This is a genomic window from Arthrobacter sp. V1I9 (assembly GCF_030817075.1).
GTDB lineage: Bacteria > Actinomycetota > Actinomycetes > Actinomycetales > Micrococcaceae > Arthrobacter.
Genome location: NZ_JAUSYU010000001.1, coordinates 1,002,308 through 1,026,569 on the forward strand (window position 1 = coordinate 1,002,308; position 24,262 = coordinate 1,026,569).

The following is a 24,262-nucleotide window of genomic DNA, read 5'->3' on the forward strand; positions in this document are numbered from 1 at the left end:
ATAACGAGCCCGCTCACCAACTGTGGCAGGGCCCAGCGCGGTCCGCAGACCACAACTGCACAAGGAGAAATAAGCAGCATGGCAAAGCGCAGCAAAGCATATGAGGCAGCAGCCGCCAAGATCGACGCGGAAAAGTTTTACGCGCCGTTCGAGGCAGTGACCCTCGCCAAGGACACCAACCCGTCCAAGTTCGACGCCACTGTTGAGGTTGCATTCCGCCTCGGCGTGGACCCCCGCAAGGCCGACCAGATGGTCCGCGGCACCGTCAACCTGCCCCACGGCACCGGTAAGACTGCCCGCGTCCTGGTCTTCGCCACCGGTGACAAGGCTGAGGCAGCAATCGCTGCCGGCGCCGACTTCGTTGGTTCCGATGACCTGATCGAAAAGATCGCAGCAGGCTGGACCGACTTCGACGCCGCCGTCGCCACCCCTGACCTCATGGGCAAGGTTGGCCGCCTCGGTAAGGTCCTGGGTCCGCGTAACCTGATGCCGAACCCGAAGACGGGCACCGTGACTCCCGACGTCACCAAGGCCGTCAACGACATCAAGGGTGGAAAGATCGACTTCCGCGTCGACAAGCACTCCAACCTGCACTTCATCATCGGCAAGGTGTCCTTCGACGCCATCAAGCTGGCTGAGAACTACGCAGCAGCACTGGAAGAGGTGCTTCGCCTGAAGCCGTCCGCTTCCAAGGGCCGCTACATCCAGAAGGCCACCGTTGCCACCACGTTCGGTCCCGGCATTTCCGTTGACCCCAACGTCACCAAGGTTCTGACCGAGGCCTAAGTCCTCGTCTGAAGCTTCGCAGTGGATCCTTCCGCTGCACAACCAAACCGCCCGGCGCCCGCGCCGGGCGGTTTGGTGTTTAAGCCCAGGAACCACGCCCGGAGGGGCAGGTTCCTGCCTAAGCTGTAGAAATGGCCGAACCGGATGTGGAACCCGACTTTGGAAAAACCGTTGAGCTGGCGATAACTGCCGTGGACGTCCAGCCGCGGGGCAACGAAACGCCCGCTGGTGCCGGTCCGGTTACCGCCCAATTCCAGGAGTGCCACGCCCTGCGGGTGGAGCACGAGCTCGCCGTCTGGGGCAACCTGGACCGCTGCGACACGCTGCAAGAGGCTGTGGAGTATTGGCGGGGCAATGAGTATGAGGAACGACGCCTGTACCTGGCGAAGCTCGGGGCGGTAACCGTGGGCATGTGCTCGGTGACGTTCCCCTTGCGTGAGAACACGCACACCGCTGGAATCCAGGTTCTGGTCGTCCCTGCATACCGTCGCCAGGGCCTGGGCCGTGCCCTTCTGGAGCACGCCGAAGCAGCCGCCCGCGAACGCGGCAGGACGTCCCTTGACGCCTACCACGAAGTGCCGTTGCAGGCTGCGGACGGAGCTGCCCTGCTGCCGGCGAAATCCGGAGCCGGCGGACTGCCGCTTGATGAACCGGCCGTGGCATTTGCCGTTGCCGCGGGCTATGAGCTGGAACAGGTGGAACGGTCCAGCCGCCTCGACCTGCCCGTTGCACCGGAACTGCTGGACCGGCTGGAGGCCGACGCCCCGGCCCGGGCAGCTGAGTACACCATCACCGGCTGGGACGACACGTGCCCGGAGGACCTGGTGCATGCCTATGCCCGCCTCAAGTCCACGATGACCACGGACGTTCCCATCGCCGGGATGGATTGGGAAGGCGAGGACTGGGACGCCGCCAGGGTCCGGGAAGAGGAGAACACGCTGATCCGGAGCGGGGTCCAGTCAGCTGTCACGGCCGCCCGGCACAGGGCCTCGGGGCAACTGGTGGCCTATACCGTCCTGAACTGGCGTGCCGGCGTGCCGAACTCCATCCTCCAGCAGGACACGTTGGTCATTTCGGAACACCGCGGCCGGCGCCTGGGCGTGCTGGCCAAAGTGGCAAACCTGCGGCGCGCCCAAACGAGGTGGCCGTCAGCGAAGTCGGTGCTGACATGGAATGCCAACGAAAACCAACATATGCTGGCCATAAATATCGCGCTTGGATTCAAACCCGCAGGTTATGAAGGCGAGTGGCAGAAACGGCTGGGATGATGCGCCTATGGCTTTTGACGTAAAGATCGAGCAGCTTTGGATTCCCGACTCACTGGACGCGCCGGACGCAGCGGACTTCCTTGCCGCCGTCGAGGTGGGCCGGAAGGTCCGAATGCAGACGTGGGGGAGTGACGACCTCGCTTACGGCCCCTTGGAGAAGCTGCTTGAGTTCCAGGACCCGTACGAACGGCAGCTCATTCTTGTCGCCAAAGTGGACGGGGAGATTGTGGGGACGGTCGACATCGCCCTTCCCCTCACGGACAACCTGGACCTGGCGGAGTTCACCCTCGACATCCTGCCGGAGTTCCAGCGCCAGGGCGTGGGCCGCCGCCTTCTCCAGGCCGCCGAGCAGTTTGCCCGCGGGGAAGGCCGCACCATGATCCTGGTGGACACGAACCACCCCGGGGCGTCCCTCCATGAGTTTGAACGCGCTCAACTGGTTCCCGGCACGGGGCAGGGCTTCGTGCCGTTGGAGAGCCGTGAAGTCGAGTTCGCACAGAAGACCGGCTACACGCTCCAGCACATCGAGCAGTTCAGCTCCTGCGCGCTGCCCTTGGACACGAAGCTGGTTGCAGACCTGCAGGCCGAGGCCGACGCCGCCAACAGCGGACGGTACCGCCTGCACCACTGGACGGATCGCTGTCCTGACGCTTGGCTGGAAGCTGTGGCCGCCCTTGAGAACCAGGCGGGGGCCGACGTCGACCCCTCCTTGGATCCGCCCGTTGAGCAGGACATGGTGCTCGACGGCGACATCCTCCGGGAAGCCGAGGAAGTCGCCATTGCGCAGGGCAGGCGGACGGTGGTCACCGCCGTCGAGCACCTCGCCTCGGGAGCGCTGGTAGGCCTGACCACCATCACGGTGCTGGCGCACCGCGCGGACGTTGTCTTCCAGGACGACACGCTGGTCCTGCAGGAGCACCGCGGGAACAAGCTGGGCCTGCTGATCAAGGTGGCCAACATGGAGCGGCTCACCGAGCAGTTCCCGGACGCGCGGATCATCTACACCTGGAACGCCCCAGAGAACCGGTACCTCCTCACCGTCAACCAGCAGCTGGGTTTCCAGACGGCAGGGGTGACGGGAATCTGGCAAAAGGAGCTCCCGCACCTGCACACCAGCACCAGCTGAGCCCCGATTTGGCGCCAGTGGTGGCTCTCCCGTAGACTTGAAGGACCAAAGACCGTCGGTTGTTGGAAATCCACTCTCTCGAACATGGCTCAACTCTGCAGTTGTGCGCGGGGGAAGCAGTGGCTTTCTGGACGAAGGACCCTGAACGTAGGGCGGCCGGCGCAGGTGAACGAAGCCAAGTTCCACGGAAATCTCCGTGTTGAGCCAAGCCCCGTGCATCTGCGCGGGGCGTTTTTAGTTTTAGCTCACCTTGAGCGGGGACCGTCGCATACCGGCACTATCCCCGGAAGGAGGGTTATGGCAACGCCTGCAAAGGTTTCAGCAGTAGCTGAGATCACTAACGATTTCAAGGAATCGAACGCCGCTGTCCTGACCGAATACCGTGGGCTCACAGTTGCACAGATCAAGCAGCTGCGTGTTTCTCTCGGCCAGGACACCAAGTTCTCGGTCGTCAAGAACACCCTGACCGCCATTGCAGCCAAGGAAGCCGGCGTCGAAGCATTCGACGGCCAGCTTGCCGGCCCCACTGCAATCGCGTTCATCAAGGGTGACGCAGTTGCCGCTGCCAAGAGCCTGACGGATTTCGCCAAGACCAACAAGCAGCTGGTTATCAAGACCGGTTACTTCGAGGGCAAGGCACTGAACGCCAGCGAGGTTGCCGCACTGGCAGCACTCGAGTCCCGTGAGCTGCAGCTCGCCAAGGTTGCAGGTGTCCTCAAGGCACCCGCCGCCGCAGCTGCACGCATCATTGACGCACTGCGCCTCAAGCTTGAAGAAGAGAACGGTGCACCGGCAGCTGCCGAGGCGCCTGCCGCTGAAGAATCTGCTGATGCTTCAGCCGAAGCAGTAGCCGAAGCTCCCGCAGCTGACGCTCCCGCAGCCGAAGAGAACTAGTTCTCTTCACCCCACCAGACTCCGGTGTGACGCGTGGCTCCCTGCCGCTGAACACCACAACAGGAAGGACGCCTACCATGGCGAAGCTCAGCAACGAAGAGCTCATTGAAGCTTTCAAGGAACTGACCATCATCGAGCTCTCCGAGTTCGTCAAGCTCTTCGAAGAGACCTTCGAAGTTACCGCTGCTGCTGTAGCTGTTGCTGGCCCCGCCGGCGCTGCTGCAGAAGAGGTTGAAGAGAAGACCGACTTCGATGTCGTCCTCGAATCTGCCGGCGAAAAGAAGATCGCAGTGATCAAGGAAGTTCGCGCCATCACCTCCCTCGGCCTCAAGGAAGCCAAGGACCTGGTTGACAGCGCACCCAAGGCTGTTCTCGAAGGCGCCACCAAGGAAGCTGCCGAGAAGGCCAAGGAGCAGCTCGAGGCTGCAGGCGCCACCGTTACCCTCAAGTAACAGCGCCTTTTCCTTCGAAAGCCCCGTCCACGATTGTGGGCGGGGCTTTCTGCGTTCCAGCGCTACTTAGTTGGGGCGGGACGGATCAGGCGGGGTCGCTGATATCCGCAACGACGGCGCGCAGCGCGCCCGTGAGGGCATCGGCGTCCACGAAGGCGCTGTAGCCATGCGCCCCTGCGCCCATTGAAATCCGCCGGCCCGTGATGGTGGCATCGGCGTACACCGGCCACTCGTTGGTGCTGCCAAGCGGGGTGATGGTGCCGCGTTCATAGCCGGTTGCGCCCAGCGCCACGTCCGCGGTCGGCAGCGAAAGCTTGTTGACGCCCACAAGGTTCCGCAGCTTGGGCCAGGAAATCTGGCGGTCACCGGGGACCAGCGCAAAGAGGAACGAGCCGTCCTTGTGCTTGACCACCAGCGACTTCACGATGTCCGCGGGCGTGATGCCCAGGATGCCGGCCGCCTCTTCCAGGCTTTTCGCAGCCGGTCTTTCCACTACGTCCACCTGCAGTCCCCGGGCTGCGGCGTCGGCAAGGAACCTGTCCCTGCCGGAGCCGCCTTGAGGCAGAGTGCCGGCTCCGGTTTCGTCTCCCATCAGTCGCGGTACAGCAGGAGCGCTTCGCCCTGTCCGCCGCCGCCGCACAGGGACACTGCTGCCTTGCCCGTTCCGCGCCGCTTGAGTTCGTGTGCGGCGTGCGCTGCCAGGCGGGCGCCGGATGCGCCGATGGGATGGCCCAGTGCGATGGCACCGCCATGGATGTTGCACTTCTCCAGGGGGTAGTCCAGGTCCTGCAGCGACTGCACTGCCACGGATCCGAACGCTTCATTGATCTCGATGAAGTCCAGGTCCGCGGTGGTCCATCCCGCATGGCCAAGGGCGTTCATTATGGCGTTGGAGGGCTGGGAATGCAGCGAGTTGTCCGGCCCGGCAACTTGGCCCGGCTTGCCGACGACTGCCAGGTATTCCAGCCCGTGTTCCTCGGCAAAGGCTCGGGAAGCCAGGACCAGGGCGGCGGCGCCGTCGGACAGGGGAGAGGAGTTGCCGGCGGTAATGGTGCCGTCCGTGACGAAGGCAGCCCGCAGCCCGGCCAAGGACTCGACGGAGGCGTTGGGGCGGACCCCCTCGTCCGTGGAGACAACCAGCGGATCGCCCTTGCGCTGCTTCACGCTGAGGGGCACGATCTCGTCGTCGAACGTGCCGTTCTTGGCCGCCAGCGCCGCGCGCTGGTGCGACTGGGCGGCGACGTTGTCCTGGGACGTCCTGTCGATGCCCAGCGCAAGGTTACGGGTCTCGGTGGACAGACCCATTGACTGGCCGTCAAAGGCATCGGTGAGTCCATCGTGCGCAGCAACGTCCAAAGCCTGGATGGCGCCGTAGGTCCACCCCTGCCGCGACCCGGGCAGCAGATGCGGTGCCCGGGTCATGGACTCCTGACCGCCCGCCACCACCACGGACGCCTCCCCGCCGCGGATCATGCGGGCGGCGTCGATGACCGCAGTCAGCCCCGAGAGGCAGACCTTGTTCACGGTCACGGCCGGAACATTCCAGCCGATTCCGGCGCTGATGGAGCTTTGCCGTGCGGGGTTCTGCCCGGCGCCTGCCTGGAGCACCTGTCCCATGATGACGGCGTTCACCTGGCCTGCGTCCACACCGCTGGCCTCCAGCGCTGCCTTGATGGCGTGCGCGCCGAGATCGACGGCAGTAAAGCTCGCCAGCTGTCCGTTGATCCGGCCCTGCGGTGTACGGACTGCTGCAAGTATGACAACGTCAGTGTTGTCTGCGGAGTTGCCCATGTGTATCTCTTCCGATCTGTTCCGTTGTAGGCCACCAAGGCTATCGTGACGCTCGTCACCTAACTATTCAAACGCCCCCGCTGCTATGTGCATTCCGGCAGGGTCCGGCTTCGCGGGACTGCGGGGAAGCCGCCTTGGAAGTCGCCGCGAGCCAGTCCGCAAAACCGGTGCTTGCAATCGCGACGGATGTGGGGTAGACATGTAGGTTATTTTGCCGTATCGTAGATATTTGCGTCTTCCCTGTTTACCTTCAGCCTTCATATAGCGGTGGGCTTTCGCCTGGCAGCTGGCAATCAACGTGCCGTCAACAACGTCACAGCATAGTCAGCACCGGCCCCGGGTCATATAGCGGAACCGGATGGTAGCACTGCGGAGCATTCCGCAGGGTGCACAGCGGGGGAGATCTGAAAACGCCTGAAGGTCTGTGGAAGGATCCCTCTTGGTCGCCTCGAGCACCTCTAATAACGAAACCGCTAACACCGCCGACAGCACTGATGGTGCCACTCGCCGGCTCTCATTCGCAAAGATTCACGAACCCCTTGACGTTCCGAATCTGCTTGCCCTCCAGACGGACAGCTTTGACTGGCTGGTCGGAAACGAACGCTGGCAGGCACGCGTAGCGAAGGCCGTAGAAGAAAACGATCTTAGCGTCGCCACCACGTCCGGTCTCTCGGACATCTTCGAAGAGATCTCCCCGATTGAGGACTTCCAGGGCACCATGTCCCTGAGCTTCTCCGATCCGGAGTTCGCTGACCCGAAGTACACCATGGCCGAGTGCAAGGACCGGGACGCAACGTACTCGGCGCCGCTGTACGTCAAAGCCGAGTTCATGAACAACAACACGGGCGAAATCAAGCAGCAGACCGTGTTCATGGGCGACTTCCCGCTGATGACCGAGAAGGGCACCTTCGTGGTCAACGGCACCGAGCGTGTCGTCGTCTCCCAGCTGGTCCGTTCCCCGGGCGCCTACTTCGAGCGTGCCGCCGACAAGACCAGCGACAAGGACATCTTCACTGCGAAGATCATCCCGTCCCGCGGCGCCTGGTTCGAGCTCGAAATCGACAAGCGTGACCAGGTCGGCGTTCGCCTCGACCGCAAGCGCAAGCAGTCCGTCACCGTCCTGCTGAAGGCCCTTGGCTGGACCGAAGGCCAGATCCTCGAAGAGTTCGGCCAGTACGACTCCATGCGGGCAACCCTGGAGAAGGACGCCACCGAAACCCGCGAAGACGCATTGCTGGACATCTACCGGAAGCTGCGCCCGGGCGAGCCGCCCACCGTTGAGGCTGCCCAGTCCCTGCTGGACAACCTGTACTTCAACTCCAAGCGCTACGATCTGGCCAAGGTTGGCCGCTACAAGATCAACCGCAAGCTTGGCATCGACCGCTCCCTTGGCGACAAGGAAGCTTCGGTCCTGCACGTTGAAGACATCGTTGCCATGATCAAGTTCCTCGTCGCGCTGCACGCCGGCGAGAAGACCACCAAGGGCATCCGCGATGGCCAGGAAGTGGACCTGCGCGTCGAAATCGACGACATCGACCACTTCGGCAACCGCCGCATCCGCGCCGTCGGCGAGCTCATCGAGAACCAGGTCCGCACCGGCCTGTCCCGTATGGAGCGCGTTGTCCGCGAGCGTATGACCACTCAGGACGTTGAGGCCATCACGCCGCAGACCCTGATCAACATCCGCCCCGTGGTCGCAGCGATCAAGGAGTTCTTCGGAACTTCCCAGCTGTCGCAGTTCATGGACCAGAACAACCCGCTCTCGGGCCTGACCCATAAGCGCCGCCTGTCGGCCCTTGGCCCCGGCGGCCTGTCCCGTGACCGCGCCGGCATGGAAGTCCGTGACGTGCACCCGTCTCACTACGGACGCATGTGCCCCATCGAAACCCCTGAAGGCCCGAACATCGGTCTGATCGGGTCGCTGGCTTCGTACGGACGCATCAACCCGTTCGGCTTCATCGAGACGCCGTACCGCCTGGTCAAGAACGGCGTCGTTTCCGACGACGTCCAGTACCTGACAGCCGACGACGAGGCTGAGGTGCTGATCGCCCAGGCCAACGCGCCGCTGGACGAGAACAAGAAGTTCGCCGAGGACACCGTCCTGGTCCGTGCCCGTGGTGGTGGAGGCGAGCCTGTCCTGGTTCCCGCCGAGGACGTCGAGTTCATGGACGTTTCCCCGCGCCAGATGGTGTCCGTGGCTACCGCCCTGATCCCGTTCCTCGAGCATGACGATGCAAACCGCGCACTCATGGGTGCCAACATGCAGCGCCAGGCCGTGCCGCTGGTCCGTTCCGAGGCTCCGTTCGTGGGCACCGGCATGGAGCGCGCCGCAGCCGTCGACGCCGGCGATGTCACCATCGCGAAGAAGGCCGGTGTGGTTACCGAGGTCTCAGCTGAGCTGGTCATCATGCTCAACGATGACGGCACGGAAACCAACTACCGCATCAACAAGTTCGCGCGTTCCAACCAGGGCAACTGCTACAACAACCGCGTCCTGGTAAACGAAGGCCAGCGCCTGGAAGTTGGCGGCATCATCGCCGACGGCCCGGCAACGGACCAGGGCGAGCTCGCCCTTGGTAAGAACCTGCTCGTGGCATTCATGTCATGGGAAGGCCACAACTTCGAGGACGCCATTATCCTCTCGCAGCGCATTGTTGCCGAGGACGTTCTTTCCTCCATCCACATCGAGGAGCACGAGATTGATGCCCGCGACACCAAGCTTGGTGCCGAGGAAATCACCCGTGACATCCCCAACGTGTCCGAGGAAGTCCTTGGGGGCCTGGACGAGCGCGGCATCATCCACATCGGTGCCGAGGTTGAAGCAGGGGACATCCTGGTCGGAAAGGTCACCCCGAAGGGTGAAACCGAGCTGACCCCGGAAGAGCGCCTACTGCGCGCCATCTTCGGTGAGAAGTCCCGCGAAGTCCGCGACACCTCCCTCAAGGTGCCCCACGGCGAGTCCGGTACCGTCATCGGCGTGCGCGTCTTCGACCGCGACAACGACGACGAGCTGCCCCCGGGCGTGAACCAGCTGGTCCGCGTCTACGTGGCTGCCAAGCGCAAGATCACCGACGGCGACAAGCTCGCCGGCCGCCACGGCAACAAGGGTGTTATCTCCAAGATCCTTCCGATCGAGGACATGCCCTTCCTTGCCGACGGCACCCCCGTTGATATCGTCCTGAACCCGCTGGGTGTCCCGGGCCGTATGAACGTGGGCCAGGTGCTCGAAACGCACCTCGGCTGGGTTGCCAAGACCGGCTGGAAGATTGAAGGCGAGCCCGAGTGGGTCAAGCAGCTGCCGAACCTGCCGCGCGAGAGTGGCCAGACCACTGTTGCAACGCCGGTGTTCGACGGTGCCCGCGAAGAGGAAATCACGGGCCTGCTGGACTCCACCAACGTGACCCGTGACGGCCAGCGCCTGATCGACTCCTCCGGCAAGACCCGTCTGTTCGACGGCCGCTCCGGCGAGCCGTTCCCGGATCCGATCTCGGTCGGCTACATGTACATCCTGAAGCTCCACCACCTGGTGGACGACAAGATCCACGCGCGCTCCACCGGCCCGTACTCCATGATCACGCAGCAGCCGCTGGGTGGTAAGGCACAGTTCGGTGGCCAGCGCTTCGGTGAAATGGAAGTGTGGGCGCTCGAAGCTTACGGCGCCGCCTACACGCTCCAGGAACTCCTCACGATCAAGTCTGATGACATCCATGGTCGTGTGAAGGTCTACGAAGCCATCGTCAAGGGCGAGAACATCCCCGAGCCGGGTGTTCCCGAGTCCTTCAAGGTCTTGATCAAGGAAATGCAGTCGCTGTGCCTGAACGTGGAAGTCCTCTCCACGGACGGAACCACAATTGAAATGCGTGACTCTGATGACGCAGTCTTCACCGCTGCGGAAGAACTGGGCATCGATCTGTCTCGTGCAGAGCCTAGTTCGGTAGAAGAGGTTTAGCAGGGGACTTGGGACGGCGGGTTCGCACCCGCCGTAGCAAGTCACCTCCCTCTTCCCGTAACCCAAGACTTCAGAATTTAGAGAACAAGAGAGAACAGGGACCATATGTCCAGCGAATCCTCCTTCGGCCTCATGCAAATCGGCCTCGCAACCGCGGAAGACATCCGCGGCTGGTCTTACGGCGAGGTTAAGAAGCCGGAAACCATCAACTACCGCACCCTCAAGCCCGAGAAGGACGGACTCTTCTGCGAGAAGATCTTCGGCCCGTCCCGGGACTGGGAGTGCTACTGCGGCAAGTACAAGCGCGTGCGCTTCAAGGGCATCATCTGCGAGCGTTGTGGCGTTGAAGTCACCCGCGCAAAGGTCCGCCGCGAACGCATGGGCCACATTGAGCTGGCCGCTCCCGTCACGCACATCTGGTACTTCAAGGGTGTTCCCTCCCGTCTGGGCTACCTCCTTGACCTGGCACCGAAGGACCTCGAAAAGGTCATCTACTTCGCTGCCTACATGATCACCAGCGTTGACGAAGCTGCCCGCCACGAGGAACTGCCCAACCTGCAGGTTGAGCACGACATCGAGAAGAAGCAGCTCATCGACAACCGCGACTCCGACATCGCGGCGATCGCCCGCGACCTCGAAGGCGAAATTGCCCGCCTTGAGGGTGAAGGCGCGAAGGCTGCCGACAAGAAGAAGGCCCGCGACTCCGCCGACCGCCAGATGGCCAACGTGCGCAAGCGTGCCGACGCCGATATCGAGCGCCTCGAGCAGGTCTGGGACCGCTTCAAGAACCTCAAGGTCGCAGACCTCGAGGGTGACGAAGGCCTGTACCGCGAGCTTCGCGACCGCTACGGCATGTACTTCGAAGGCTCCATGGGTGCCGAAGCCATCAAGAAGCGTCTTGAAAGCTTCGACATGCAGGCCGAGTCGGACCTGCTGCGCGACATCATCGCCAACGGTAAGGGCCAGCGCAAGACCCGTGCCCTCAAGCGCCTGAAGGTGGTCAACGCGTTCCTGACCACCAACAACAGCCCGCTTGGCATGGTCCTCGACGCCGTCCCGGTGATCCCGCCGGAACTGCGCCCCATGGTCCAGCTGGACGGCGGCCGCTTCGCGACCTCCGACCTGAACGACCTGTACCGCCGTGTGATCAACCGCAACAACCGCCTCAAGCGACTGCTTGACCTGGGTGCTCCGGAGATCATCGTCAACAACGAGAAGCGCATGCTTCAGGAAGCTGTTGACAGCCTCTTCGACAACGGCCGCCGCGGCCGTCCGGTCACCGGACCGGGCAACCGTCCGCTGAAGTCCCTGAGCGACATGCTCAAGGGCAAGCAGGGCCGTTTCCGCCAGAACCTCCTCGGCAAGCGCGTCGACTACTCCGGCCGTTCGGTCATCGTCGTCGGCCCGCAGCTGAAGCTGCACCAGTGCGGCCTGCCCAAGCAGATGGCCCTGGAGCTCTTCAAGCCGTTCGTGATGAAGCGCCTGGTTGACCTTAACCACGCCCAGAACATCAAGTCGGCCAAGCGCATGGTTGAGCGTTACCGTCCGCAGGTTTGGGACGTGCTGGAAGAGATCATCACCGAACACCCGGTGCTGCTCAACCGCGCACCTACCCTGCACCGCCTCGGCATCCAGGCCTTCGAGCCGCAGCTTGTTGAAGGCAAGGCAATCCAGCTCCACCCGCTGGTTTGTGGCGCCTTCAACGCCGACTTCGACGGCGACCAGATGGCAGTGCACCTGCCGCTGAGCCCCGAAGCCCAGGCTGAAGCCCGCATCCTGATGCTGTCCTCGAACAACATCCTGAAGCCCTCCGACGGACGCCCGGTCACCCTGCCCTCGCAGGATATGATCATCGGCCTCTACCACCTGACCACCAAGCGTGCCGGTTCAGCTGGCGAAGGCCGCGTCTTCGCGTCGGTTTCGGAAGCCATCATGGCGTTCGACGCCCGCGAGCTGCACCTGAACTCGCAGGTCAAGATCCGCCTCGAAGGCTTCGTGCCCTACGCAGGCTGGGAAGCTCCGGAAGGCTGGGAGCAGGGTCAGCCCGCACTCGTCCAGACCTCCCTGGGCCAGGTGCTCTTCAACGAGACCCTGCCCGAGGACTACCCCTGGGTTGAGGCTGTGGCAGACAAGGGCGAGCTGTCCCGCATCGTCAACGACCTCGCCGAGCGCTACCCCAAGGTTGTCACCGCGGCAACGCTGGACAACCTGAAGGATGCCGGTTTCTACTGGGCCACCCGTTCAGGCGTCACCGTCGCCATCTCGGACATCGAGGTTCCGGCCGCAAAGCCGCAGATCCTCGCCGGCTACGAGGAGCGGGCCGCCAAGATCCAGGGCCAGTACGACAAGGGCCTGATCGACGACGACGAGCGTCGCCAGGAACTGATCGAGATCTGGAACAAGGCAACCAACGAGATCGCCCAGGCTATGCGTGACAGCCTGTCGCCGATGAACACCATCAACCGCATGGTGTCCTCCGGTGCACGTGGTAACTGGATGCAGGTTCGCCAGATCGCGGGTATCCGTGGCCTGGTGGCGAACCCGAAGGGTGAGATTATTCCCCGTCCCATCAAGTCCTCCTACCGTGAGGGCCTGTCGGTTCTGGAATACTTCATCGCCACCCACGGCGCCCGTAAGGGTCTGGCTGACACCGCGCTGCGTACCGCCAACTCGGGTTACCTGACCCGTCGTCTGGTGGACGTGTCCCAGGACGTCATCGTCCGCGAAGAGGACTGCGGCACTGAGCGTGGCCTGGTCACGCCCATCGCCGTCGCCGATTCCAACGGTGAGCTGGTACTGGACGAGAACGTCGAAAACAGCGCCTACGCACGTACGCTGGCTGTCGACGTCGTGGACTCCGAGGGCAACGTCCTCGCAGCCGCCGGCACCGACTGCGGTGACGTGGTCATTGCCGAGCTGTTCGCGGCGGGCATCACCGAGGTCAAGGTCCGCTCCGTACTCACCTGTGAGTCCAGCGTCGGCACCTGCGCCCTGTGCTACGGCCGTTCGCTGGCCACCGGCAAGACCGTGGACATTGGTGAAGCCGTGGGCATCATCGCTGCACAGTCCATCGGTGAGCCCGGTACCCAGCTGACCATGCGTACGTTCCACACCGGTGGTGCAGTTTCCGCCAGCGGTGGCGACGACATCACCCAGGGTCTGCCCCGTATCCAGGAGCTCTTCGAAGCCCGTACTCCCAAGGGTGTTGCACCGATTGCAGAAGCAGCCGGCCGCATCACCATCGAAGAGTCCGAGCGCCAGATGCGCCTGGTCATCACTCCCGATGACGGAACTGAAGAGATCGCCTACCCGGTCCTGCGCCGTTCACGCCTGCTGATCGAGGATGGCGACCACGTCACCGTCGGCCAGAAGCTGATCAACGGACCGGTGGATCCCAAGCAGGTCCTGCGCATCATGGGTCCCCGTGCGGCACAGAAGTTCCTGGTGGACGAGGTCCAGGGCGTGTACCGCAGCCAGGGCATCGGTATCCACGACAAGCATGTCGAGGTTATCGTTCGCCAGATGCTGCGCCGCGTCACGGTCATCGAGTCCGGCGAATCGGACCTGCTGCCCGGCGAGCTCGCCGAGCGCAGCCGCTTCGAGGACGCCAACCGCCGTGTTGTGTCCGAGGGCAAGGCTCCGGCTTCCGGACGTCCTGAGCTCATGGGCATCACCAAGGCGTCGCTGGCCACCGAGTCCTGGCTGTCCGCAGCTTCCTTCCAGGAGACCACCCGCGTCCTGACGCAGGCGGCCATGGAAGGCAAGAGCGATCCGCTGCTCGGCCTCAAGGAGAACGTCATCATCGGTAAGCTGATCCCGGCCGGCACGGGCCTCCCGCGCTACACCGAGGTCACCGTCGAGCCCACTGAAGAAGCAAAGGCCAACCTGTTCACCGGCCCCAGCGCATTCAGTGACTTCTCGTACGACACCCTGGGCGGCGACGGAGCTCCTGAGTTCCACGCCATCCCGCTGGATGACTACGACCTGGGCAACGACTTCCGGTAAGAGCCCGTAGGAAGGCCCCGTTTCCTCTGCTTTACTTCTGCAGGGGGACGGGGCCTTTCGTATACACCCGATTAAGGCTTGGGATCAAGCCGTGTTAGACTTTTTGTAATTGTTCTATGTGGCAGTGGATGAAGGCCGCCGCAGCATCATTTTGGTTTTGTTCTCATGATGCTGGGTGTGAGCTTGTTTCCGGGTTGCGGGCTAAGTGCGCAACGAATGCCACTTTTTTGCACGCCTAGGCACTGTTCGAGACGCCAGGGCTGCAGGGACAACGCCAAAACCGATGCAGTGACGGCTGACGCCTGAATGTTCCGGTAGAGATCAAACCAACGGAGAACACGAGAGTGCCTACGATTAACCAGCTGGTCCGCAAGGGCCGCACGCCTAAGGTCTCCAAGACCAAGGCCCCCGCGCTTAAGGGCAGCCCCATGCGCCGCGGTGTTTGCACCCGCGTTTACACCACCACCCCGAAGAAGCCGAACTCGGCTCTGCGTAAGGTGGCACGTGTGCGCCTCAACGGCGGCGTGGAAGTAACCGCCTACATCCCCGGTGTGGGACACAACCTGCAGGAGCACTCCATTGTGCTCGTTCGCGGCGGTCGTGTGAAGGACCTCCCGGGTGTCCGCTACAAGATCGTCCGTGGCGCCCTCGATACCCAGGGTGTCAAGAACCGTAAGCAGGCACGCAGCCGCTACGGCGCAAAGATGGAGAAGAAGTAATATGCCTCGCAAGGGTCCGGCCCCCAAGCGGCCGCTCGTACTAGATCCCGTTTACGGCTCCCCGCTGGTTACCCAGCTCATCAACAAGGTGCTCGTTGACGGTAAGAAGTCCACTGCAGAGCGCATCGTCTACGGTGCCCTCGAAGGCGCACGCGCCAAGTCCGGCGGCGACCCCGTAGCAGCCCTCAAGAAGGCCATGGACAACGTCAAGCCTTCCCTCGAGGTCCGCTCACGCCGCGTCGGCGGCGCCACCTACCAGGTTCCGGTTGAGGTCAAGCCGGGCCGCTCCACCGCACTCGCCCTGCGCTGGCTGGTTGGCTACTCCAAGGCCCGCCGCGAAAAGACGATGACCGAGCGCCTCCAGAACGAAATCCTGGATGCCTCCAACGGTCTCGGTGCCGCTGTGAAGCGTCGCGAAGACACCCACAAGATGGCCGAGTCCAACAAGGCCTTCGCACACTACCGCTGGTAATACTTCCCGTACGCCGCCGGCCCTTCCAGGCTGGCGGCGAACGTGTAGTCCATCCGAAAGGGAGACACCGTGGCACAGGACGTGCTTACCGACCTTAGTAAGGTCCGCAACATCGGCATCATGGCCCACATTGATGCCGGCAAGACCACCACCACCGAGCGCATCCTGTTCTACACGGGTGTGAACCACAAGATCGGCGAAACGCACGACGGCGCTTCGACCACTGACTGGATGGAACAGGAAAAGGAACGCGGCATCACCATCACGTCTGCCGCCGTGACCTGCTTCTGGGAAAACAACCAGATCAACATCATCGACACCCCCGGCCACGTTGACTTCACCGTTGAGGTTGAGCGCTCCCTGCGCGTCCTCGACGGCGCCGTCGCCGTCTTCGATGGCAAGGAAGGCGTTGAGCCGCAGTCAGAGACCGTTTGGCGCCAGGCTGACAAGTACAACGTTCCGCGTATCTGCTTCGTCAACAAGATGGACAAGCTCGGTGCCGACTTCTACTTCACCGTAGACACCATCATCAGCCGCCTGGGCGCCAAGCCGCTCGTTATGCAGCTGCCCATCGGTGCCGAGAACGACTTCATCGGCGTCGTGGACCTGCTCTACATGCGCGCACTGGTGTGGCCCGGCGATGCCAAGGGTGACGTCACCATGGGTGCGAAGTACGAGATCCGCGAGATCCCGGCTGACCTCCAGGAAAAGGCCGAAGAGTACCGCGCAAACCTCGTTGAGACGGTTGCAGAGTCCTCCGAGGAACTCATGGAGAAGTACCTCGAGGGTGAAGAAATCTCGATCGACGAGCTCAAGGTCGGCATCCGCAAGATGACGATCAACTCCGAGCTCTACCCGATCTTCTGCGGTTCCGCCTTCAAGAACCGCGGCGTTCAGCCCATGCTCGATGCAGTTGTGGACTACCTGCCGAACCCGCTCGACGTCCCCCCGATGGTCGGCCACGATCCTCGCGACGAAGAGAAGGAACTGACCCGCAAGCCTTCCTCCGAAGAGCCGTTCTCCGCACTGGCCTTCAAGATTGCTGCGCACCCGTTCTTCGGCCAGCTCACCTTCATCCGCGTGTACTCCGGTCACGTGGAAGCAGGCGCGCAGGTGGTTAACTCCACCAAGGGCAAGAAGGAGCGCATCGGCAAGCTGTTCCAGATGCACGCCAACAAGGAAATGCCTGTTGAGGGCGCAACCGCCGGCCACATCTACGCAGCGATCGGTCTGAAGGACACCACCACGGGTGACACCCTGTGCGATTCCAGCAACCAGATCGTTCTCGAGTCCATGAGCTTCCCGGAGCCCGTGATCTCGGTTGCCATCGAGCCGAACACCAAGGGTGACCAGGAGAAGCTCTCCACAGCCATCCAGAAGCTCTCCGCTGAGGACCCCACCTTCCAGGTGTCCCTCAACGAAGACACCGGCCAGACCATCATCGCCGGCATGGGCGAGCTCCACCTGGACATCCTGGTGGACCGCATGCGCCGCGAATTCAAGGTCGAGGCAAACGTGGGCAAGCCCCAGGTTGCTTACCGCGAAACCATCAAGCGCGCCGTCGAACGCCACGACTACACGCACAAGAAGCAGACCGGTGGTTCGGGTCAGTTCGCAAAGATCCAGATCGCCATCGAGCCGATGGACACGTCCGAAGGCGAACTGTACGAGTTCGAGAACAAGGTCACTGGTGGCCGCGTTCCCCGCGAGTACATCCCGTCTGTCGACGCTGGCATCCAGGATGCGCTGAACGACGGCGTCCTGGCCGGTTACCCGGTCGTGGGCATCAAGGCCACGCTGATTGACGGCGCGTACCACGATGTTGACTCGTCAGAAATGGCGTTCAAGATCGCCGGCCGTATGGCTTTCAAGGAAGCTGCACGCAAGGCGAACCCGGTTCTGCTCGAACCGCTGATGGATGTAGAGGTCCGCACCCCTGAGGAATACATGGGTGAAGTTATCGGTGACCTCAACTCCCGCCGTGGCCAGATGCAGTCCATGGAAGATGCACAGGGCGTCAAGGTCATCCGTGCGCACGTTCCGCTGTCCGGCATGTTCGGCTACATCGGTGACCTGCGTTCGAAGACCCAGGGCCGCGCTGTGTACTCCATGACGTTCAACAGCTACGCCGAGGTCCCGAAGGCAGTTGCCGACGAGATCATCCAGAAAACCCGCGGCGAATAGTCTTCTGACGCTCGCAGCGAACAAACTCGGGTGTGCTTCCGGTCCACGGAGGCCCGCCTGGTGCAGGTGGCCGGGTACGGCCGGATTCATCCGGACAAGCCGGATTCCGGCCATCTGCACGAACAGGCTCGAGGGACTAGTATTAGTTCCTGAATCTGCAATTTCACCAATCCAAAGCCCCCCAAGTAGACTTACCTGAGTTTCCGCCGCGACAAGCGCGGCTGAAGGGTATGTCATTTGAAAACGTTCTAGGAGGAACCTGTGGCAAAGGCAAAGTTCGAGCGGACTAAGCCGCACGTTAACATCGGCACCATTGGTCACGTTGACCACGGTAAGACGACGTTGACGGCCGCCATTTCCAAGGTGCTGTACGACAAGTACCCGACCCTCAACGAGAAGCGTGACTTCGCGTCGATTGACTCTGCTCCCGAAGAGCGTCAGCGCGGCATTACCATCAACATCTCGCACGTTGAGTACCAGACCGAAAAGCGCCACTACGCACACGTAGACGCTCCCGGTCACGCTGACTACATCAAGAACATGATCACCGGCGCTGCTCAGATGGACGGTGCAATCCTCGTGGTTGCCGCCACTGACGGCCCGATGGCTCAGACCCGCGAGCACGTTCTGCTCGCCCGCCAGGTTGGCGTTCCCTACCTGCTGGTCGCGCTGAACAAGTCCGACATGGTTGACGATGAGGAACTGCTGGACCTCGTTGAAATGGAAGTTCGTGAGCTGCTCAGCTCGCAGGGCTTCGATGGCGACGAAGCACCGGTTGTCCGCGTTTCCGGCCTGAAGGCACTGGAAGGCGACCCGGAGTGGGTCAAGTCCGTTGAGGACCTGATGGCTGCTGTTGACGAGTCCGTTCCGGACCCCGTACGTGACCGTGACAAGCCGTTCCTCATGCCTATCGAGGACGTCTTCACCATCACCGGCCGTGGCACCGTTGTTACGGGCCGCGCCGAGCGTGGAACCCTCGCCATCAACTCGGAGGTCGAGATCGTCGGCATCCGCCCGGTCCAGAAGACCACGGTTACCGGTATCGAGATGTTCCACAAGCAGCTCGACGAAGCATGGGCCGGCGAGAACTGTGGCCTCCTGCTCCGCGGTTTGAAGCGCGATGACGTAGAGCGTGGCCAGGTTGTCGTCAAGCCGGGTTCCATCACCCCGCACACCGACTTCGAGGCTAACGTCTACATCCTCTCCAAGGACGAAGGCGGACGTCACAACCCGTTCTACTCCAACTACCGCCCGCAGTTCTACTTCCGTACCACGGACGTAACCGGCGTTATCACCCTGCCCGAGGGCACGGAAATGGTTATGCCTGGCGACAACACTGAGATGACCGTTGCGCTCATCCAGCCCATCGCCATGGAAGAGGGCCTCGGCTTCGCAATCCGCGAAGGCGGCCGCACCGTTGGTTCAGGACGCGTTACCAAGATCAACAAGTAATTCCGGTTGAACTGAAGAACAGCCCCGCTGCTACTGCAGCGGGGCTGTTCTTTTTGGTTAACCCCTCCCTGATACTGTTGCTGGACCGAAAGGAGTTCATCATGGGATGGCTTATTTTTTTGATCATCGCGGTTGTTGTGGTGGCCGGTGTGTTCTGGGCCAAGAAGCACTTCCGCAACGAGATTGACCGCGCCAAGCGGATTAACCGGGCAAACAAAAACCAGTAGTGGCGCGGGGCGATGGCTAGCCTGCCAGGGCCTTCCGTGCCTTGCTGAGCGACTGGTACCAGTAGAAGGACTGTTTGGGCGTACGCTCCAGCGTTTCAAAGTCCACATGCACCAGGCCGAAGCGCTGCGAGTAGCCTGCCGCCCACTCGAAATTGTCCATCAGGGTCCACACGTAATAGCCGCGCAGGTCCACGCCCGAGGCCGCCCCGCCGGGGGAGGTGGCCTCCAGCGCCGCACGCAGGTGCGAAGCGATGTAGTTCATCCGCTCCTCGTCCTGGACAGGACCGGAGACCTGGTCAGGCTCTGGGAAACTGGCTCCGCCTTCGGTGATGTAGACCGGCGGGAGCGCGTCACCGTACCGGTCCTGCAGTTCCTTCAGCTGGACACCCAAATGGTCAGGAGCCACGGGCCAGCCGAATCCGGTGCTGTCGTACTCCGGGTAGCCCACCTCGTGGAAGGGGAGCCTGGCTACAGCCTTGTGTGTATTGGCCGGAATGGGCGTCACGCCGCGGCCGATGGCAACCTTCACCGGGAAGTAGTAGTTGAGCCCGTAGAAATCGAGCGGCTGATGGATGGTCCGCATGTCGGCGTCGGAGATCCTGCCTATTGAGCGCAGCCACGGCCGGGCATACAGCGGCAGGCTGGGGTAGCGGCCCAGCAGGACCGGATCGGCGTAGATCCTGTTCATGAGCAGGTCGTACAGCTTCGCCACCAGCCTGTCCCCGACCTTCCGGCTGGCAGGCCGGACTGGTGAGTGGAGGTTGGTGACACCAACATCTCCTTTGACCCCGGCAGCCCGCAGGGCCTGGGCGCCGAGGCCGTGGGCCAGGAGTTGGTGGTGGATGGCCGGCAGGGCGTCGAACATCAGCGTGTGGCCTGGAGCATGGACCCCAAGGGCGTAACCGTTCAGGGTCACCGACAGCGGTTCGTTCAGCGTGACCCACTGCGCTACCCGGTCGCCATAGCGTTCGCCGGCGGCAGCGGCGTAGTCGCCGAACCGCTCAGCTGTCTCACGGTTCATCCAGCCCCCGCCCTGTTCAAGCGGCAGCGGGGTATCCCAGTGGTAGAGGGTGGCCATGGGGGAGATGCCGGCAGCGAGCAGCTGGTCGATCAGCCGGTCATAGAAGTCCAGCCCCTCCGCGTTCAGGTTTCCCCGGCCGTCGGGCTGGATCCTCGGCCAGGACAGGGAGAAGCGGTAGGAGTCCACGCCGAGCTCCTGGAGAAGGGCGATGTCCTCCGGCAGGCGGTTATAGTGGTCGCAGGCCACAGCGGGGGAGTGCCCGTCCATGATGCTGCCGGGCTTCTCGGCGAAGGCGTCCCAGCCGGAAGGGCCCCGTCCTCCCTGGGTAAGGGCTCCCTCGATCTGGAAGGCTGCGGCCGCCACACCCAGGGTGAACGACGGCGGCATGCGGCTTGCCAGTTCTGTCACGGATTCGGTGCTCTCCAGCGTCATGCCCCTATCATCCATTCGGGCGTACCCGTTGGCAATGACCCGGCCACGGCGCCGGTGGAAAGGGCCAATTCGCTTCTGGCGCTAAATTCCGGCATACTAGTTGAGTTGTTCAAGCGCTCTTTCGCGTCCCGATCCGGATAATGCCGGGTGCCAGGGTCCAAGTAGGAGCCCAAACATAACCCACTCCCCATGGAATTGCGGACGAGTACGCGCGGAAAGCGCGACACGCCCGACCGCGGGGGTCGGTTGCGCCGGCAGGTTGAGGAACCCGGATTCATCCGGATTCAGCTTGTGCGGCGGGTGGTAGTTACGACTTCAAATGCTTCGGCAGCCGCACAACACGTAAGTGAACAGGGCAGCCCTAATCAGGGGAAGCACAGACTGAAAGAGAGTCAGGCGACATGGCGGGACAAAAAATCCGCATCCGGCTGAAGTCATACGACCACGAGGTCATTGACGTTTCAGCACGGAAGATCGTTGAGACGGTCACGCGCGCAGGCGCAACTGTAGTTGGCCCCGTGCCGCTGCCGACGGAGAAGAACGTTTACTGCGTAATCCGCTCTCCGCACAAGTACAAGGACAGCCGCGAGCACTTTGAAATGCGCACGCACAAGCGTCTTATCGACATCATCGATCCCACGCCGAAGGCTGTTGACTCGCTTATGCGTCTCGACCTGCCGGCCGACGTGAACATCGAAATCAAGCTGTAGGGAGGTGCTGAGAGACTATGACCGCAACCCGTAACGTAAAGGGCCTGCTGGGCACGAAGCTCGGCATGACCCAGGTCTGGGACGAGAACAACAAGCTCATCCCCGTCACTGTGGTCCAGGCAGATTCGAACGTCATCACCCAGCTGCGCAACGCAGAAGCTGATGGCTACGTAGCCGTTCAGATCGGCTACGGCCAGATCGATCCCCGCAAGGTCACCAAGCCGCTGGCTGGTCACTTTGAAAAGGCAGGCGTCACGCCTCGCCGCCACGTCGTCGAACTCCGTACCGCAGATGCTGCTGAGTACGAGCTGGGCCAGGAGCTCTCTGTAGAGGTCTTCGAAGCCGGCCAGAAGATCGACGTCATCGGCACCACCAAGGGTAAGGGCTTCGCCGGTGTTATGAAGCGTCACGGCTTCCACGGCGTTGGAGCTTCCCACGGTGCCCACAAGAACCACCGTAAGCCCGGTTCAATCGGTGGCGCATCCACCCCGAGCCGCGTCTTCAAGGGCATGAAAATGGCCGGCCGCATGGGCGCCGTTCGTCACACCACGCTGAACCTCACGGTCCACGCGGTTGACGTCGAGAAGTCGCTGCTCCTTATCAAGGGTGCCGTTCCCGGCGCCCGCGGCCAGGTCGTACTCGTACGCACCGCCGTGAAGGGAGCCTAGTCCAATGGCTAACACTGTCCAGGTTGACCTGCCCGCAGAGATCTTCGACGTTCAGACCAACGTGCCGCTGCTGCACCAGGTTGTCGTTGCCCAGCTCGCTGCTGCTCGCCAGGGTACCCACAAGACCAAGACCCGCGCTGAAGTTTCCGGTGCAGGACGCAAGCCGTTCAAGCAGAAGGGTACCGGCCGCGCCCGTCAGGGTTCCATCCGTGCTCCTCACATGACCGGCGGTGGCGTTGTCCACGGTCCCACACCGCGTGACTACAGCCAGCGCACCCCCAAGAAGATGATTGCTGCTGCACTGCGCGGCGCTCTGTCTGACCGGGCGCGTAACGGACGCATCCACGTTGTTGCCGAACTGGTTGAGGGCGCCAAGCCTTCCGCCAAGACTGCACTTGCAACGCTGCGCGGCGTTTCCGACCGCAAGAACCTGCTGGTTGTCATCGAGCGCGCCAACGATGTTGCAGCACTGTCCGTGCGCAACCTCGCCGGTGTTCACGTTCTGTACGCAGACCAGCTGAACACCTACGACGTTCTCGTGTCTGATGACGTTGTCTTCACCAAGGCTGCCTACGAAGCATTCGTTGCCGGCAAGGCAGTGGCAAAGAACGAGGAGGATGCCAAGTGAGTGCAGCCACCATCAAGGATCCCCGCGACGTCGTGCTTGCGCCCGTCGTGTCGGAAAAGAGCTACGGCCTGATCGACGAGGGCAAGTACACCTTCCTGGTGGACCCCCGGTCGAACAAGACCGAGATCAAGCTGGCCGTGGAGAAAATTTTCTCCGTCAAGGTCGAATCGATCAACACCATCAACCGTGCCGGTAAGCGCAAGCGCACCAAATTCGGATGGGGTACCCGCAAGAACACCAAGCGTGCGATTGTCACCCTCAAAGAAGGCACTATCGACATCTTCGGCGGTCCGCTCGCGTAGCGGAGACCACTTTAACGAGGAAATAAATTATGGGAATCCGTAAATACAAGCCGACTACCCCGGGCCGTCGTGGCTCGAGCGTAGCGGACTTCATCGAAATCACGCGGTCGACGCCGGAAAAGTCGTTGGTACGTCCGCTGCCCAAAAAGGGCGGCCGTAACAACACCGGTAAGATCACCACCCGTCACAAGGGTGGCGGACACAAGCGCCAGTACCGTCTGATCGACTTCCGTCGCCACGACAAGGACGGCGTTGACGCCCGCGTTGCTGAAATTGAGTACGATCCGAACCGTACGGCTCGCATCGCCCTCCTGCACTACGTTGATGGCACCAAGCGTTACATCATCGCTCCGAACAAGCTGTCCCAGGGTGACTTCGTAGAGGCAGGTGCCAACGCTGACATCAAGCCTGGCAACAACCTGCCCCTGCGCAACATCCCCGTGGGTACCGTTATCCACGCAGTTGAACTGCGTCCGGGTGGCGGCGCCAAGATGGGCCGCTCCGCCGGTGCATCCATCCAGCTCGTTGCCAAGGAAGGCCGTTTCGCCCAGCTGCGTCTGCCTTCCGGTGAAATCCGCAACGTTGACGTGCGCTGCCGCGCAACCGTCGGCGAGGTGGGCAACGCCGAGCAGTCGAACATCAACTGGGGCAAGGCCGGCCGTATGCGCTGGAAGGGCGTCCGCCCGACCGTCCGTGGTGTCGCCATGAACCCGGTTGACCACCCGCACGGTGGTGGCGAGGGCAAGACGTCCGGTGGACGTAACCCCGTCAACCCGAACGGTAAGCGGGAAGGCCGCACGCGCCGCCCGAACAAAGAGAGCGACAAGCTTATTGTGCGTCGCCGTCGTACTGGCAAGAACAAGCGATAGGAGCCTGGACACATGCCACGCAGCCTGAAAAAAGGTCCTTTCGTTGACCAGCACCTCTTTGTGAAGGTAGCCAGGGAAAACGAAAAGGGCACCAAGAACGTCATCAAGACCTGGTCCCGCCGTTCGATGATCATCCCCGACATGCTCGGGCACACGATCGCCGTACACGACGGACGCAAGCACATTCCGGTGTTTGTCACTGAGTCGATGGTCGGGCACAAGCTCGGCGAATTCGCTCCCACGCGGACATTCCGCGGCCATGTCAAGGACGACCGTAAGGGCAAGCGCCGCTAGGCGCCTGCACTTA

General features: G+C 62.4%; 21 protein-coding genes. 18 read left to right on the top strand and 3 right to left on the bottom strand.

The window, feature by feature from the left end; translation table 11 throughout:
* The first annotated feature begins 78 nt into the window (after positions 1-78).
* From rplA to rplL, 5 genes are all read left to right on the top strand, one after another.
* Positions 79-786 carry a 50S ribosomal protein L1 gene (rplA, locus tag QFZ70_RS04755; RefSeq protein WP_163161877.1) on the top strand — a complete coding sequence of 236 codons (708 nt, stop codon included), beginning with the start codon at positions 79-81 and terminating at the stop codon, positions 784-786.
* Between the two features lie 131 nt (positions 787-917).
* Complete coding sequence (locus QFZ70_RS04760; RefSeq protein ID WP_307094331.1) at positions 918-2,054, top strand: GNAT family N-acetyltransferase; 1,137 nt, start codon at positions 918-920, stop codon at positions 2,052-2,054.
* 7 nt (positions 2,055-2,061) lie between these two features.
* Positions 2,062-3,180, top strand: a complete 1,119-nt coding sequence (locus QFZ70_RS04765) for a GNAT family N-acetyltransferase (RefSeq protein ID WP_307094332.1) — start codon at positions 2,062-2,064, stop codon at positions 3,178-3,180.
* Between the two features lie 297 nt (positions 3,181-3,477).
* A complete protein-coding gene (gene rplJ, locus QFZ70_RS04770; RefSeq protein ID WP_307094333.1) occupies positions 3,478-4,074 on the top strand; it encodes a 50S ribosomal protein L10 in 597 nt (198 codons plus the stop codon).
* Between the two features lie 77 nt (positions 4,075-4,151).
* On the top strand, positions 4,152-4,526 hold the full coding sequence (gene rplL / locus QFZ70_RS04775) for a 50S ribosomal protein L7/L12 (RefSeq protein ID WP_307094334.1): 375 nt from the start codon (positions 4,152-4,154) through the stop codon (positions 4,524-4,526).
* Between the two features lie 85 nt (positions 4,527-4,611).
* Here rplL and QFZ70_RS04780 read toward each other — a convergent pair whose 3' ends face one another.
* Positions 4,612-5,118 carry an aminoacyl-tRNA deacylase gene (locus QFZ70_RS04780; protein WP_307094335.1) on the bottom strand — a complete coding sequence of 169 codons (507 nt, stop codon included), beginning with the start codon at positions 5,116-5,118 and terminating at the stop codon, positions 4,612-4,614.
* Positions 5,118-6,317 (bottom strand): acetyl-CoA C-acetyltransferase, encoded by a 1,200-nt coding sequence (locus QFZ70_RS04785; protein WP_307094336.1) that lies wholly within the window; start codon positions 6,315-6,317, stop codon positions 5,118-5,120. Before QFZ70_RS04785 ends, QFZ70_RS04780 begins: the two co-directional genes overlap by 1 nt.
* Before the next feature lie 439 nt (positions 6,318-6,756).
* Here QFZ70_RS04785 and rpoB point away from each other — a divergent pair, with 439 nt between their 5' ends.
* The 7 genes from rpoB (at position 6,757) to QFZ70_RS04820 (ending at position 19,325) form a co-directional block, all read left to right on the top strand.
* Entirely contained in the window at positions 6,757-10,266 is a 3,510-nt protein-coding gene (rpoB, locus tag QFZ70_RS04790) for a DNA-directed RNA polymerase subunit beta (protein ID WP_307094337.1), read from the top strand.
* A gap of 105 nt (positions 10,267-10,371) precedes the next feature.
* Entirely contained in the window at positions 10,372-14,271 is a 3,900-nt protein-coding gene (locus tag QFZ70_RS04795) for a DNA-directed RNA polymerase subunit beta' (protein WP_307094338.1), read from the top strand.
* 344 nt (positions 14,272-14,615) lie between these two features.
* A complete protein-coding gene (gene rpsL, locus QFZ70_RS04800) occupies positions 14,616-14,990 on the top strand; it encodes a 30S ribosomal protein S12 (protein WP_009358312.1) in 375 nt (124 codons plus the stop codon).
* A gap of 1 nt (position 14,991) precedes the next feature.
* On the top strand, positions 14,992-15,462 hold the full coding sequence (rpsG, locus tag QFZ70_RS04805; RefSeq protein WP_026531948.1) for a 30S ribosomal protein S7: 471 nt from the start codon (positions 14,992-14,994) through the stop codon (positions 15,460-15,462).
* A 69-nt stretch (positions 15,463-15,531) separates the two neighbouring features.
* The gene (fusA, locus tag QFZ70_RS04810) at positions 15,532-17,646 is read left to right on the top strand and encodes an elongation factor G (RefSeq protein WP_307094339.1); all 2,115 of its coding nucleotides are present in this window, start codon (positions 15,532-15,534) and stop codon (positions 17,644-17,646) included.
* Positions 17,647-17,907: 261 nt separating this feature from the next.
* Positions 17,908-19,098: an elongation factor Tu gene (tuf, locus tag QFZ70_RS04815; protein WP_163161890.1), complete on the top strand. Its 1,191-nt coding sequence runs from the start codon at positions 17,908-17,910 to the stop codon at positions 19,096-19,098.
* Between the two features lie 101 nt (positions 19,099-19,199).
* Positions 19,200-19,325, top strand: a complete 126-nt coding sequence (locus QFZ70_RS04820; RefSeq protein ID WP_258061655.1) for a hypothetical protein — start codon at positions 19,200-19,202, stop codon at positions 19,323-19,325.
* Between the two features lie 16 nt (positions 19,326-19,341).
* Here QFZ70_RS04820 and QFZ70_RS04825 read toward each other — a convergent pair whose 3' ends face one another.
* On the bottom strand, positions 19,342-20,778 hold the full coding sequence (locus QFZ70_RS04825; protein WP_307094340.1) for a GH1 family beta-glucosidase: 1,437 nt from the start codon (positions 20,776-20,778) through the stop codon (positions 19,342-19,344).
* A 401-nt stretch (positions 20,779-21,179) separates the two neighbouring features.
* On the opposite strand from QFZ70_RS04825, the gene rpsJ reads away from it, so the two are divergent.
* The 6 genes from rpsJ to rpsS are packed head-to-tail and all read left to right on the top strand — an operon-like array spanning position 21,180 to position 24,249.
* Complete coding sequence (gene rpsJ, locus QFZ70_RS04830) at positions 21,180-21,488, top strand: 30S ribosomal protein S10 (RefSeq protein WP_003803825.1); 309 nt, start codon at positions 21,180-21,182, stop codon at positions 21,486-21,488.
* Positions 21,489-21,505: 17 nt separating this feature from the next.
* On the top strand, positions 21,506-22,156 hold the full coding sequence (gene rplC / locus QFZ70_RS04835; RefSeq protein ID WP_013601833.1) for a 50S ribosomal protein L3: 651 nt from the start codon (positions 21,506-21,508) through the stop codon (positions 22,154-22,156).
* A gap of 4 nt (positions 22,157-22,160) precedes the next feature.
* Complete coding sequence (gene rplD / locus QFZ70_RS04840) at positions 22,161-22,784, top strand: 50S ribosomal protein L4 (RefSeq protein ID WP_307094341.1); 624 nt, start codon at positions 22,161-22,163, stop codon at positions 22,782-22,784.
* Positions 22,781-23,086: a 50S ribosomal protein L23 gene (gene rplW, locus QFZ70_RS04845; protein ID WP_011692807.1), complete on the top strand. Its 306-nt coding sequence runs from the start codon at positions 22,781-22,783 to the stop codon at positions 23,084-23,086. Before rplD ends, rplW begins: the two co-directional genes overlap by 4 nt.
* A 29-nt stretch (positions 23,087-23,115) precedes the next feature.
* Positions 23,116-23,955, top strand: coding sequence for a 50S ribosomal protein L2 (gene rplB / locus QFZ70_RS04850; RefSeq protein ID WP_043454598.1), 840 nt, complete (start codon positions 23,116-23,118; stop codon positions 23,953-23,955).
* A 12-nt stretch (positions 23,956-23,967) separates the two neighbouring features.
* A complete protein-coding gene (gene rpsS, locus QFZ70_RS04855; protein ID WP_003803803.1) occupies positions 23,968-24,249 on the top strand; it encodes a 30S ribosomal protein S19 in 282 nt (93 codons plus the stop codon).
* The last annotated feature ends 13 nt before the right edge of the window (positions 24,250-24,262 follow it).

Coding starts and splice junctions, on each gene's coding strand:
- rplC (WP_013601833.1), top strand. CDS start 21,506: ATGACCGCAACCCGTAACGTAAAGGGCCTGCTGGGCACGAAGCTCGGC.
- QFZ70_RS04785 (WP_307094336.1), bottom strand. CDS start 6,317: ATGGGCAACTCCGCAGACAACACTGACGTTGTCATACTTGCAGCAGTC.
- QFZ70_RS04825 (WP_307094340.1), bottom strand. CDS start 20,778: ATGACGCTGGAGAGCACCGAATCCGTGACAGAACTGGCAAGCCGCATG.
- QFZ70_RS04820 (WP_258061655.1), top strand. CDS start 19,200: ATGGGATGGCTTATTTTTTTGATCATCGCGGTTGTTGTGGTGGCCGGT.
- rplB (WP_043454598.1), top strand. CDS start 23,116: ATGGGAATCCGTAAATACAAGCCGACTACCCCGGGCCGTCGTGGCTCG.
- rplL (WP_307094334.1), top strand. CDS start 4,152: ATGGCGAAGCTCAGCAACGAAGAGCTCATTGAAGCTTTCAAGGAACTG.
- rplJ (WP_307094333.1), top strand. CDS start 3,478: ATGGCAACGCCTGCAAAGGTTTCAGCAGTAGCTGAGATCACTAACGAT.
- QFZ70_RS04765 (WP_307094332.1), top strand. CDS start 2,062: ATGGCTTTTGACGTAAAGATCGAGCAGCTTTGGATTCCCGACTCACTG.
- rpsJ (WP_003803825.1), top strand. CDS start 21,180: ATGGCGGGACAAAAAATCCGCATCCGGCTGAAGTCATACGACCACGAG.
- QFZ70_RS04780 (WP_307094335.1), bottom strand. CDS start 5,118: ATGGGAGACGAAACCGGAGCCGGCACTCTGCCTCAAGGCGGCTCCGGC.
- QFZ70_RS04760 (WP_307094331.1), top strand. CDS start 918: ATGGCCGAACCGGATGTGGAACCCGACTTTGGAAAAACCGTTGAGCTG.
- rpsS (WP_003803803.1), top strand. CDS start 23,968: ATGCCACGCAGCCTGAAAAAAGGTCCTTTCGTTGACCAGCACCTCTTT.
- rplD (WP_307094341.1), top strand. CDS start 22,161: ATGGCTAACACTGTCCAGGTTGACCTGCCCGCAGAGATCTTCGACGTT.
- rplA (WP_163161877.1), top strand. CDS start 79: ATGGCAAAGCGCAGCAAAGCATATGAGGCAGCAGCCGCCAAGATCGAC.
- QFZ70_RS04795 (WP_307094338.1), top strand. CDS start 10,372: ATGTCCAGCGAATCCTCCTTCGGCCTCATGCAAATCGGCCTCGCAACC.
- rpsG (WP_026531948.1), top strand. CDS start 14,992: ATGCCTCGCAAGGGTCCGGCCCCCAAGCGGCCGCTCGTACTAGATCCC.